General features: G+C 57.4%; 12 protein-coding genes. 3 read left to right on the top strand and 9 right to left on the bottom strand.

Features of this window, described 5'->3' with window-relative positions:
* The first annotated feature begins 3 nt into the window (after positions 1-3).
* The 3 genes from petJ to H6G07_RS19510 all read left to right on the top strand — a co-directional run bounded on the left by petJ (position 4) and on the right by H6G07_RS19510 (position 1908).
* A complete protein-coding gene (petJ, locus tag H6G07_RS19500) occupies positions 4-336 on the top strand; it encodes a cytochrome c6 PetJ (protein WP_073609805.1) in 333 nt (110 codons plus the stop codon).
* Positions 337-421: 85 nt separating this feature from the next.
* Complete coding sequence (locus tag H6G07_RS19505; RefSeq protein WP_073609806.1) at positions 422-1261, top strand: tetratricopeptide repeat protein; 840 nt, start codon at positions 422-424, stop codon at positions 1259-1261.
* A gap of 164 nt (positions 1262-1425) precedes the next feature.
* On the top strand, positions 1426-1908 hold the full coding sequence (locus H6G07_RS19510) for a hypothetical protein (protein ID WP_199312258.1): 483 nt from the start codon (positions 1426-1428) through the stop codon (positions 1906-1908).
* 161 nt (positions 1909-2069) lie between these two features.
* On the opposite strand, the gene H6G07_RS19515 is transcribed toward H6G07_RS19510, so the two are convergent.
* The 9 genes from H6G07_RS19515 to H6G07_RS19555 form a co-directional block, all read right to left on the bottom strand.
* Positions 2070-2213 carry a CAB/ELIP/HLIP family chlorophyll-binding protein gene (locus H6G07_RS19515; protein ID WP_073609808.1) on the bottom strand — a complete coding sequence of 48 codons (144 nt, stop codon included), beginning with the start codon at positions 2211-2213 and terminating at the stop codon, positions 2070-2072.
* 228 nt (positions 2214-2441) lie between these two features.
* Complete coding sequence (locus H6G07_RS19520; protein ID WP_084173375.1) at positions 2442-4433, bottom strand: heavy metal translocating P-type ATPase; 1992 nt, start codon at positions 4431-4433, stop codon at positions 2442-2444.
* Between the two features lie 161 nt (positions 4434-4594).
* Positions 4595-4987, bottom strand: a complete 393-nt coding sequence (locus tag H6G07_RS19525; protein WP_073609809.1) for an ArsR/SmtB family transcription factor — start codon at positions 4985-4987, stop codon at positions 4595-4597.
* Between the two features lie 367 nt (positions 4988-5354).
* Complete coding sequence (locus H6G07_RS19530) at positions 5355-6797, bottom strand: PepSY-associated TM helix domain-containing protein (protein WP_073609810.1); 1443 nt, start codon at positions 6795-6797, stop codon at positions 5355-5357.
* 197 nt (positions 6798-6994) lie between these two features.
* Entirely contained in the window at positions 6995-7624 is a 630-nt protein-coding gene (locus H6G07_RS19535) for an ABC transporter ATP-binding protein (RefSeq protein WP_073609811.1), read from the bottom strand.
* Positions 7611-8540 carry an ABC transporter ATP-binding protein gene (locus tag H6G07_RS19540; RefSeq protein ID WP_073609812.1) on the bottom strand — a complete coding sequence of 310 codons (930 nt, stop codon included), beginning with the start codon at positions 8538-8540 and terminating at the stop codon, positions 7611-7613. The genes H6G07_RS19535 and H6G07_RS19540 overlap by 14 nt, the downstream gene beginning before the upstream one ends.
* A 2-nt stretch (positions 8541-8542) precedes the next feature.
* The gene (locus H6G07_RS19545) at positions 8543-9403 is read right to left on the bottom strand and encodes an ABC transporter permease (protein ID WP_073609813.1); all 861 of its coding nucleotides are present in this window, start codon (positions 9401-9403) and stop codon (positions 8543-8545) included.
* On the bottom strand, positions 9400-10398 hold the full coding sequence (locus H6G07_RS19550) for an ABC transporter permease (RefSeq protein WP_171973061.1): 999 nt from the start codon (positions 10396-10398) through the stop codon (positions 9400-9402). The genes H6G07_RS19545 and H6G07_RS19550 overlap by 4 nt, the downstream gene beginning before the upstream one ends.
* Positions 10389-11792, bottom strand: coding sequence for an ABC transporter substrate-binding protein (locus H6G07_RS19555; protein WP_199312260.1), 1404 nt, complete (start codon positions 11790-11792; stop codon positions 10389-10391). The genes H6G07_RS19550 and H6G07_RS19555 overlap by 10 nt, the downstream gene beginning before the upstream one ends.
* Between the last annotated feature and the right edge of the window lie 110 nt (positions 11793-11902).

Genomic DNA, 11902 nt, shown 5'->3' on the forward strand with positions numbered 1-11902 from the left:
CCTATGCGAAAACTTGCTTTAGCAATAGCGGCGGTCGTAACCGTCCTCACCCTGTGGATGGCTCCAGTGGCTCAGGCGGCAGATCTGGATCACGGTGGCCAGCTCTTTGGCAACAACTGTGCGGCTTGCCACATCGGCGGCAGTAACGTGGTCAACGGAGCTAAAACTCTGAAGCAGGCCGACCTAGAAAAGTACGAGATGGCGTCGATAGAAGCCATTACGAGCCAAGTCACCAACGGCAAAAATGCCATGCCTGCCTTTAAGGGGCGGCTCAGCAATGACGATATTGCCGATGTGGCGGCCTACGTGCTCAGTCAGGCGGAGCAGGGTTGGTAGTTTTTCCACTGGTTTCCAGTTCAATCGCCCCAGTTCTGCAAAGGGTTGGGGCTTTTTATTTCTCGTTTGCCTAGGAGGCATCACCGTGGGCTCATCCAAAATTGTTGGCCTTTGCCTGGCGCTGGTGCTGTGGTTGGGCTGGCCGGGGCTGACCACAGCCGCACCCATGGCCTCTACTACGGCGCACTTGGTAGACGGTCAAGCGGTTCTGAGCAGCTCTGCCGACCGGGCGGCAGCGTGGGGCGATCGCTGCCTCAGCTCTGTGCAGCTAGAGCGCTACGACGAGGCCATTGCCGACTGTAGTCGGGCCATGCAGCTCGATGGCCGCAGGCCAGAACATCGGCTCAACCGAGGCATTGCCCTCTATCGCACCGGGAATTTTGCTGAGGCTTTGGCTGATGACACTGAGGCCTTGGTTCAGAATCCCGACGATTTTCGGGGCTACTACAACCGAGGGCTGGTGCAAGTAGCGCTGCACCACTTCGAGGCGGCGATCGAAGATTTTAACCAGGCGGCAGCGCTCACCTCAGACCCAACCCCACTCATCGATATCTATGATGATCGCGGCTTGGCCAAGCTGATGGCAGCCCAGCCCCAGAAGGCTTTGCAGGATTTTGACCAGGCTCTAGCCATCGATAGCCAGAATATTCGCGCTTTGTTTAACCACGGCTGCGCCTGCCACCAGATGGGGCGTCTCAACGACGCCCTGACAGATCTCAACCAGGTGCTGATACTCGACCCTGGCCATGCCCGCACCTACCTCAAGCGGGGTTTGCTGCGGCGATCGCTGGGAGACCAGGGGGGCGGGGTGGCTGATTTACAGCAGGCGGCAGACTGCGCGCAGTCCCAAGGTGAACAGCATTTACACCACTACATTTTGACGTTGCTCAACGAGTGGCAAAGTCCTGTGACGACGATGGGGTGATGCGGCTGATTGCCTTTCCAGGCTGATTTTGGCCCATCCAGATGACGCTTTGGCCATCACCAACACGCTCACCTCAACCCATGTGACCCGATTTACGACAGAAAACCATGTCCTTTTGCCGATTTTTAACCGCTAACTCCAATCTTCTCCTCGCGCTGCTCACCGTGGGACTGACGCTCGGCTGTAGCAGCCCAGCCCCCAACGCCACCGATGGCGGCCCCACTATTGCCGATAGCCAACCCCACAGCCATGGCGCCAGTGATCAGGCTGATTCTGGCCATTCAGAGGCAGGGGACCACCATCACAGGCACGGCACGGTTGAAATTCCCGCCGGGCAGCCGGTGCCAACGGTTACCCTGGTGGCCCACCCTGACCCAGTGCGGGGGTGGAATTTAGAAATTCAAACCACGAACTTTCGGTTTGCGCCGGAGCAGGTCAACCAGGCCAACCAGCCCAACGTGGGCCACGGTCACCTGTCGATCAATGGCGAAAGCATCTCGCGGGTCTACGGCCCCTGGCTGCACTTGCCCCATCTGCCCCCTGGCCGCAACGAAATTACCGTCAGCCTCAATGCCAATGGCCACGAAGCCTTTACTCATAACGGTCAGGCGATTGAATCGACGGTGGTGGTAGACGTACCTAAGTAATACGATCGGTACACCCAAGCGGACTATCAAGTTAAAGATGACCAGTGAGTGGGGTTCATGCCGCTGGCACCATCAGCTTGGTCAACGACTAGGCACGTATAAAGCCGGGATGCACAATGACTGCACATCCCGGCCAAGAAATCTTAACTAGACTCAAATACTTACATCAGGCCGACTTGAGACAAAATGCCTTGGCCGGTCAGAAGCTCAGTAGCCACGCCAATCACAAAACCCAACATAGCCAGGCGACCGTTCCAGGTTTCTGCAAAATCAACAAACCCGAACTTGCTTTCGCTGCTTTCCATAATCGCCAATCTCCGAATGTGTAAAAGCTTTAGTCGTTCAAGCTTATGTTGCAAATCTTAACACATAGATTTTGGTGTGGCTAGGGCACTACTGATTTTCAGCGATGGACAGCCCCTTTAAGGCCCCAACCCCCTTCGCCATGCTGTCCTGAACCTGCTTGAAAATAAACCTTATCAGTCCCTGGGTTGTAGAGCGCATAGGAGGCTTTGCCTGCCTGCCGCCCCCCACTACCGAGGATTCCGAATGATTCGCCCCGCATTCAAGATGGCCAGTAAAGCCACGCCCACATCGGCAAATACCGCTTCCCAGAGCGTGGCAATGCCCAACGTGCCAAGGACAATAAAAATAGCCTTTGCCACCATGGCAAAAATGATGTTTTGCCAGACCACCCGCCGGGTCTTGTGGGCGATTTGAATCGCCTCAGCTACCTTTGAGGGTGCATCGGTCATGATCACCACATCGGCGGTTTCGATCGCCGCATCGGAGCCCAGCCCACCCATGGCGATGCCCACATCGGCTCGGGCAATGACGGGCGCATCGTTAATGCCGTCACCCACAAAGGCCACTTTGCCACGACCGGCGCGCCGCAAGAAGTCTTCCAGCGCTGCCACTTTATCTTCGGGCAGCAGCTCGGCCCGGTACTGGTTGAGGCCCAGTTTTTGGGCAATGTTGTCGGCCACGGATTGGCTGTCGCCGGTCAGCATCGCGGTTTGAATGCCCTGAGCACGGAGTGCCCGAATAGCTTCGACAGCATCCTCCTTTAGCTCATCAGCGATCAAGATGCGGCCACTGTATTCGCCATCCACGGCCAAGTGGGCCACGGTGCCGTCTACTACACAGACATCGTGGGGAATCGCTTCCCGATGCAGGAGGCGGTCATTGCCCGCCAAGACTACCCGACCATTCACCGTGGCGCGAATGCCGTGGCCAGCAATTTCTTCGTAGTCTTCCACAGCAGAGGCATCGACAGTCTGCCCGTGGGCCTGGCGAATCGACTGGGCGACCGGATGGTTCGACTGCGACTCGACTAGGGCAGCGAGCTCCAGCAGCTGATGCTGATTCAGGCCGTTTTGGGTCACCACATCGGTAACCCAAAAGTTGCCCTGGGTGAGGGTGCCGGTTTTGTCGAACACAACCGTTTTCACCTGGGCCAGGGTGTCTAAATAGGTTGAACCTTTGACCAAAATGCCGCGCTTAGCAGCACCGCCCACCCCGCCAAAGTAGCCGAGGGGAATGCTAATCACTAACCCGCAGGGGCAGGAGATCACCAGCAGCACCAGGGCACGATAGGTCCACTGGGCCTGGGTCGCCCCCTCAATGAACAAGGGCGGCAGAATCGCCACCGCCAGGGACAGAAACACCACCACTGGGGTGTAATACCGCGCAAAACGGGTGATGAATTTCTCAGTGTCAGCTTTTTTGCTGCTGGCGTTTTCAACCAGTTCCAAAATTCTGGCGATCGAGGACTCGCCAAAGGGTTTGGTCACCCGTACCGTGAGCAGCCCAGACTGGTTGATCATCCCGGCCATCACGGTTTGCCCAGGGGCAACGGTGCGGGGCACTGATTCGCCCGTTAAGGCGGAGGTATCGACTAGGGATTTGCCCTCCAGAATGTCGCCATCTAGGGGCACCTTTTCGCCGGGACGCACCACAATTACATCTCCAACCCCCACGGTCTGGGGAGCAACAGCACGGATGTCGCCGTCGACGCTGAGGTTAGCGGTGTCAGGCCGTACCTCTAGCAGAGCTTTGATCGAGCGGCGCGATCGCCCCACCGAGTATCCCTGAAACAGTTCTCCCACCTGAAAGAACAGCATTACCGCTACGGCTTCGGGAATTTCGTGGATGGCGATCGCCCCCAGAGTTGCAATCGTCATCAGAAAGTTTTCGTCAAAGATGCGCCCCCGCAAAATGTTGCGCCCCGCTGTGGTCAGCACCGTCCAGCCGCTGATTAAATATGCGGGAATCAGCACGGCATATTCGGCGATCGCGTAAGGGGTGTTGTGCAGCCGCTGATTGAAAATTAGCCCGGTGAGGAAGAGAACGGCAGCGATCGCAATCGGCGTTAACTCTTGCCACAGGTTAAACTCTGCTGAATCATGGCCGTGACCATGGTCAGCCCCGCAGCAGTCATCATCACTGGCCGATTGAATCTTAGATGGTGGATTAATCGGTGCCTCATGGCTATCGCAACAAGAGTGAGAGTGAGAGCTTGCCATGGAGACACCTTTAACGAGCTACTGAATATGTGAAGATCTATTCAGATAATACAGTATGCCTGTCAAGGGGTTGCCCTAAGCTAGTGTCCCAGCCCATCGCCAGACACCTAAGATGCATGGAAGGCTGATGGCGGTCTACTACCTAATCCAAAAGAATCACGTTACTCATCCAGATGGTCAGCCACTTCTCGATAAAGGACCATAATATGGTCGTCAGCCAGGCCGTAGTAAACGTTGCGGCCCTGGCGGCGGTAGGTGACTAGACGCTGCGATCGCAGCACCCGCAGTTGATGGGACACCGCTGATTCACCCATCTGCACCGCAGCGGCCAGATCGCACACACAGAGTTCTTGTCGAGCCAGGGCCGACAGCAGCTTAAGCCGGTGAGGGTCAGAAAGAGCGCTAAAAAACTCTGCCATCCGCTGAGCCTTAGCGGTGCTGAGCACCTCGGGCTTCACCTGGCGCACGTTGTCTAAATGCACCAGCGACTCGTCACAGGTAGGGGCGTCAGCCGCCTGAATGAGGGGTTTCTCTGTAGAGCGAGAACTAGCCATCGATTCTTTCCTGGCTTTTTCTCTATGATACTGAGAATCGTTACCACTGAACAACTGTTCAGTGATGAGAGTGTTGGCCTCGCGGGGTTTGCTCGCTCCCCTGCTGCATGAAGCATAGAGTTTGCTGATAGCCAGAGCGATCGCCTTAGGCCTAAAATAGCGCTGCAGGCTGACGCAAATCAGTTATGACGGCTGGCCATAGTCACCCATCTTCAGAGCGACATTGCTTTAGCGGAAGAGAGCGTCAAGGCTTTGCCTAGCCTAGGGCAGGGACGCTCATCAGTGCCACGTAGCGAACTACTAAGTAGTAAAGAGCGCATAGCGTCATTTGCAAGGAAGCATTGGACTTGCGCCCATGTTTCATATCCTAGTTAACAACCCGCTTGAGCCCAGGAATGCGAGAAAGCACAACGTAGTCCAGCAACAGAACCAACACCAAGGAAAGCCCTACCAGAGGAAACGCTAACCCCAACACAGCCACTATTGCTAAGGGAACGCGCCAGTTCTGTGCAAAGGGTGGCATTGCTGGAGCACCCAATAGCCCTGCTTCCCGAGGACGACGTTGCCACCACATCACAGCTCCTGTCACTGAGAGCAGCATGACGATTAACGCGGCAACCAGCATAAGGAGTTGGTTAGCGAACCCAAAGTACCTCCCCATAGGGATTGCAGTTCCCATCTCTACTGCCTTGGGAACAAGACCATAATCTTTCCAACGCACATCTGCTAACACTTGGCCGCTGTACTGATCAACGTGCAGGGTGACTTCTTGAGTGGGGTCAGGGGGAAACGCTGAGACGGTATAAACTCCTGTTTCACTCTCTGGTAGCGTTACGTTAAAGCCAGGAGGTGCCCCTTTCGCCTGAGCTAGGGCAACGACAGCGTTCAGGTCAACTTGGGCATTGCTATTTTGTAATTCTGAGCTGTCTGTGTGGCTCTGACCAGAATGATTTTCGTGCCCAGATGGAGTGGATTGAGGGATTGGTAACTGCTCAACCGCCCAAGGGACCGCCTGACCTCGCTGTTGATTAAGAGAACCTGTCAACACGGTTGATTGCGGCACCTCATCCCACATCTGAGGCGGAAACTTGCCATAAACCTGAGCAAACGTTTCTCCCCAAAAACCCGTCCATGGCAGACCCGTAAGAATCAAAAAGCCAATCAGAAGAATGCCGTAAAACCCTGGAACCGCGTGCAAATCCCGCCAAAACACCCGCTTATTTTTGCTCCACAACCGCGGGATCAATGTGCCCCAGAGGGAGAATCGTTTACGCGGTAGCCATAGATAAAGTCCTGTAGCAAGCAGCACCAGAGCCCAACAAGCAGCCAGTTCAACCAGGTAATCTCCAAGCTTGCCAATGAGCAGCTCTCCATGGATCTTACGGGCGATCGCTTGTAGGTTGTTGTCCTCATCGCGCTCCCCCAGCACCTGCCCCGTGTACGGGTCCACAAAGACCATCAGATTATGCTTATCTGAAGTCGTTAGCAGCACTTCTGTGCTGCGATTAGAAGCTGCACTTGGCGTAATTTGAGTGACAGTGGCATCAGGATAGGCCTTTTGAGCAGCCTGCACCTGCTGCGTGTAAGGCACCAAGCTGGTACTTGGCTGCACAAACATCAGGTTAGGATACATGGCCGCGTCTAGCTGCGGCTTGAAGAGGTAGATGATACCCGTAGCTGCCAGGATGAGCATGAACGGGATGACAAACAGGCCAGCATAGAAGTGCCAGCGCCAAACCGTTCGATAAAAGCGATTGCCAGGAGATTCCCCACCTGATAGGTGATCCGGAGTCTGTACAGATCTGGTCATGCCAGCAGTTTTTAGCTAAAAGAATGGACCTGATAACCGTGTCCCATAGACCTAAATAAAGTCAAAAGACAGGCAGTCAAATATTACAACCACTTCAAAAAGTAATTGTTTGACCTCACCTACCAGTGCACTGACCTGCGGTGAGGTGCTGGGGCACGAAGGAGCAACGGTACATGGTGACGCTAAGCGGGCTGCGGCTACTGAGAAATTAAGGTGCGGTGGTCTTGCGTGGCGGCCAAATCGAGGATGCGATCGCACAGCCGCCTCACCAACGGCCAATCGTGGCTAACCACCAAAACCCCGATCTGGTGGGCGCGGGTGTAGTCTAAAACGGCCTGCCAGATCAGCGCCTGGGTGTTGGCATCGAGCATGGCCGTCATTTCGTCGGCAATCAGATAGCGGGTTTGGGAATTGAGGGTGCGGGCGATCGCAATCCGCTGTAGCTCACCACCGCTCAGCTCATGGGGGTAGCGGGTGAGCCAGCCCGCGTGAATACCTAGGGCATCGAGCTGGTGCATTTGGGGGGGATGACCTTCGCGCAAAATTTGGTCGATGCGCCAGCGCGGATTAACTGACAGCTCCGGATTTTGAAAGACAAGCTGCACTGGGCAGTAGCACCGCCTAGGTAGGGACTGGCCGTCCACGCTTACTTGGCCTTTGGTAGGAATTAAATAGCCTGCTAAGAGTTTGACCAGGGTGGTTTTGCCAAAGCCCGAAGGAGCCATCAGCCCAACCACTTCGCCCGGTGCTACGGAAATTGTCTGGTCTTGCACCACCCAAGGCATTTGAGACGCGTAGCGAAACCAAAGTTCTTTACCGGTCAGCATGAATACACCTCACTAAACCACCTCGCACTGCCCGCAGTGCCGGTCGCTCGGGCAGACATGCCTCTGTCGTTTTGGGACAGCGCTCGCTAAACAAACATCCCATGGGTAGCGCCTCAGGGTTGGGCTGGTTACCTGGCACTGGCGTGAAATCGTTTTGCGGCAGCGATTGCCAGAGCGCCTGGGTGTAGGGGTGGCGCAAGTTCCCAGTGGCAAAGTCTTGAGCCGAGGCGATCTCTGCCGTCGTGCCGGCGTAAAACACCGCTACCCGATCGGCCACCAGCAGCGCCGCTTCGATGTCATGGGTAATCAAAATCACGCCGCGCCCTTCCTGAGCCAGCTCCCGCAGGTGGTTCAGTGTTTCGACCACCACGTCAGGGTGCAGGCCAGGGGTGGGTTCATCAGCGATGATTAATTCGGCCTGGCTGACGACCGCCGTAGAGACCAGCACCCGCCGCGCCATGCCCCCCGACACCTGAAATGGATAGCAGCGCTCTGCCTGAGGCAGCAGGTCATACCGCTGGAAGGTGCGCTTCACCGCCGTTCGCGCCGCTGGTTTAGAAAGCCCGTTGAGCTGGGCCACCCGCTGCACCTGTTGGCCCACCCGCATCAACGGATCGAGATAGCCGACCGACTGAGGAATGAGAGCAATGGCCTTACCGCGCAGCTGCTGGCACCGCTGGGGCGTCAGCGGCTGACCCTGAAACAGCAGGGTGCCGCCAACGGTGGCATTTTCCGGCAGAATGCCCAGAATGGCGTGGGCCAGCAGGCTTTTGCCCGACCCGCTAGCGCCCACCACCGCCACTACTTCCCCGGCCTTGACCTCCAGATCCAGTTCGGTGATAACTGTGAGCTGTTTGCGGCGCAGCCCTTTCTCATACTGTTTGAAGGTGACGCTGAGGTTTGAGACTGACAACATAGCTACCCCTGACTCGTGCGTGGATCGAGCAAAGCGCGCAGATTTTCGCCCAGCCAGTCGAATGCTTTGACCGACAGCAGCAGCAGTAGCCCAGGCATTACCCCCAGCCACCAATAGCCAGTGGACAGGTGCCGCATCGACTCAGCCAGAATGATGCCAATGGCAGGTAGATGCGGCGAGATGCCAATGCCAATGAACGACAGCGCCGCCTCGTGCAAGATGGCGTGGGGAAACAGCAGAATCAGCCCCACCAGTAGCTGCGGCACAACGTGGGGCACCATGTGGTGGCGGGCAATCCAGGCGGGGGAGTGGCCCAGCCGGTAGGAGAGCTGCACATAGTCGGAGCTGTTGACCTGCAGCACCTCTGCCCGAATGACGCGGGCCAGACTAGGCCAGTGGGTCAGCGCTACGGCGATGATTACGCCCCGGGTGCCGCCTCCAACGGCAAAGGCAACCATAATCAGCAGCACCAGGTGGGGCAGGCTAAAGCACACGTCGATAATCCAGCAGATGACGGCATCAACCCAGCCGCCTAGCGTGCCTGCGGCCAACCCTAGCAGGGTGGCAATCAGCGCGCTGGCGGTGGCGGCCAGCAAACCCACCCGCAGGCTAAGGGACATACCGTGGAGCGATCGCGTCAGCATGTCTCGCCCCAGCCAGTCGGTGCCGAAGGGATGGGCCAGGGAGGGAGGCTGGTTGCGTTGGATCAACACCGGGCTCAGTCCGGCATCGCCAATCACCCAGGTGCTGAGGATAATGGCCGCCAAAAAGAAGGCGCACAGCCCAATGGTCCAAAGGGTCTGCTGCCGCCGATTGCTCTGCTGCTTGGGAGCGCGGATTTGGGGAGGTGCAAGGGTGGTCATGCGGTCCTCCTGCCGCCAATGCGGATGCGCGGGTCAATTACCTGGTAGGACAGATCGGCCAGGGTATTGCCGGTGTAAACAAACAGGGCGCTGAAAAAAACGATGCCCACCAGCAGCGGCACATCGCTGCGCAACGCTGCCTGCACGGTCGCCTGCCCCAGCCCCGGATAGGCAAACACCTGCTCTACCAGCACCGAGCCGCCAAACAGCTCACTGAGAGAAGCAAATTGCAGGGTTAACGCGGGCAGCAGGATGTTCCTCAGTCCGTGGTGCCGCAAGATACCCCAGAGGCTCTCGCCCTGAGCGCGGGCAAACAGCACATAGTCGCTGTGCAGCACATCGATTAGCTTCTGGCGGGTGTGTAGGGCAATGCTGGCAATACCGATGATGCTCAGGGCGAGGGCGGGCAGCAGCAGGTGGTGCAGATGCTGCCAGAAGGTAACGTTTTGAGCCAGCACACCAGGCGGAGCAGCACAGCAAATTGGGGTAAGCCGCAGTGACACCGAAAAGAAAATCAGCAGCAGCAGCGCCACCCAAAACGTTGGCGACGACGCCAGGGTGTAGGCATAGAGACGAATGCCCCGGTCAATCCAGGTGCCCTCAAAGGCTCCGGCCAGCACGCCCAGCCCTAGCCCCAGCAGACCAGACAGGAGCCATGCGATCGCAAGCAGCTGCAGCGACACCTGAAACCGCTGGCCGATTACCTGCAAAACCGGCTGGTTAAACACCATTGAGGTGCCCCAGTTGCCCTGAATGATCTGCCCAAACCAGTCCCAAAAGCGCACCATCATCGGCTGATCCAGGCCCCAGCGCTGGGCGATCAGCTCTCGCTGGGCAGCACTGACCTGCAGCATGTCGGCCCCAACATAGGCCTGCACCGGGTCAATGGGTGACAGGCTCATCAGTCCAAAGGTCAGCACCGCTACGGCGACCAGCAGCAGTGCCAGCCGCACCAGCTTGTAGCTGAAAAACAGCAGGATTGGCTTTAGTTGCATGTCCACGTCCAGCTAGCGATGTTGGCAGTAACGGGCCAGCCGTGGCCGTGGGGCTCAACCTGGGGCTGGCCGATGTCTAGACACTCGTCGACAAAATAAGTGTGATCGAGGTTGACTAGCCAGGCCCAGGCGGCATCGCCCTTGGCGGTAAAGCCTTGCTGACCATCCCACTGAGCGGCGCGCCAAAATGCGATCGCTTCTGCCTCTGAAGGGGCACCCATCGCCAGATCTAGCGTTTGGTCAATGGCCTGATTGGCGTAGTAGCCCGCATTGTAAAAATCCCCCTGAGCCGCTTTGCTGTGGTAGAGGTTGTACATCTCCGTCTGGTCGTGGCTGCCCCAGCCAAACAGCACCACGTTGCTATGCGCCAGGGGAGTAATTTCATCCCAGCTCTTGCCCTCAACGTTGACCTGAATGCCCACGGGCTTGAGCATTTCTGCCACCGACAGAGCTAGCGCCTGGCGGGTGCTGTCGCTAGCCGGGTAGAGCAGGGTAAATTCAGCTTTCAGGCCATCCTTCTCAACAATTCCGTCGCTGTTGCTGTCGCGCCAGCCCCCCTCCGCCAGGATCTGGCGAGCACGCTCTGGGTCAGCATCCTCAATATTGGCGCTCGGTTCCTCCCAGGCCAAACCACTAACCGGACCGTATGCGGGCGATCCGTAGCCCTCCAGCACGCCATCTACCAGCGCCTCCCGATCCACGGCGTAGTTCACCGCCTGCCGAATCGCCAGATCCGACGTGACGGCATTGCCTACGGGCTTACCGTCTGGCGTAGTCTTACTTCCCTCGTCAGGAAAGGGAAACATCAGCCCCCGGTTGTCCACGCTGGCGACGTCATAGAGTTTCATGCCCTCAATGCTCTGCACCGCCAGCGACTGAGGCACGCTGACCACCTGAGCCTGCCCAGCTTGGGCGGCCGCAAAGGCCGCGTCTTCTTCAGTAAACAGAAAAACAAGTCGCCCAATGCCGGGAGCTTCGCCGTAATAGTTGGGGTTGGCTTCGACAATCAGCTGCTGCCCCTCGTCCCACTGGACAAGTTGATAGGGGCCAGAGCCAATGGGGTTGCGAGCATAGTCAGGACCGTGGGCGTGCTCCGGCACAATGCCCACGGTGATCAGGCGGTTGACGAAAGTGCTTTGGGGCTGCTTCAGCCGCAGCTCTACTGTGTAATCGTCGGTGGCGACAGCTTCCTCTAGCACCGTCACATCGGTCAGGCCACCGCTCTCTGCTGCTTTGTTGAAGGTGTAGGCGACATCGGCTGCCGTTAGCGGTTCCCCATCAGAAAACTGAGCATCCTGGCGAATCGTCACCGTCCAAGTTTTGCCGTCTTCGCTAACGGTGTAGTTGGTCGCTAAGTCATTGACGATCTCAAGGTTTTCATCGCGCTGCAGCAAGGTGCTCTGAAACAGAGGTGAACCGTAGCGGCCCCAGCCTAATGTAGGGTCATACCCTTCCTCGCTCTCTCCTCCAATCGCCAGGACTATCTGCTCTGCAGAAGCATTGG

The sequence above is a fragment of the Phormidium tenue FACHB-1052 genome, from assembly GCF_014696675.1.
GTDB classification, from domain to species: Bacteria; Cyanobacteriota; Cyanobacteriia; order Phormidesmidales; family Phormidesmidaceae; genus Nodosilinea; species Nodosilinea tenuis_A.

Coding starts and splice junctions, on each gene's coding strand:
- petJ (WP_073609805.1), top strand. CDS start 4: ATGCGAAAACTTGCTTTAGCAATAGCGGCGGTCGTAACCGTCCTCACC.
- H6G07_RS19515 (WP_073609808.1), bottom strand. CDS start 2,213: ATGGAAAGCAGCGAAAGCAAGTTCGGGTTTGTTGATTTTGCAGAAACC.
- H6G07_RS19520 (WP_084173375.1), bottom strand. CDS start 4,433: ATGGCAAGCTCTCACTCTCACTCTTGTTGCGATAGCCATGAGGCACCG.
- H6G07_RS19525 (WP_073609809.1), bottom strand. CDS start 4,987: ATGGCTAGTTCTCGCTCTACAGAGAAACCCCTCATTCAGGCGGCTGAC.
- H6G07_RS19530 (WP_073609810.1), bottom strand. CDS start 6,797: ATGACCAGATCTGTACAGACTCCGGATCACCTATCAGGTGGGGAATCT.
- H6G07_RS19535 (WP_073609811.1), bottom strand. CDS start 7,624: ATGCTGACCGGTAAAGAACTTTGGTTTCGCTACGCGTCTCAAATGCCT.
- H6G07_RS19540 (WP_073609812.1), bottom strand. CDS start 8,540: ATGTTGTCAGTCTCAAACCTCAGCGTCACCTTCAAACAGTATGAGAAA.
- H6G07_RS19545 (WP_073609813.1), bottom strand. CDS start 9,403: ATGACCACCCTTGCACCTCCCCAAATCCGCGCTCCCAAGCAGCAGAGC.
- H6G07_RS19550 (WP_171973061.1), bottom strand. CDS start 10,398: ATGCAACTAAAGCCAATCCTGCTGTTTTTCAGCTACAAGCTGGTGCGG.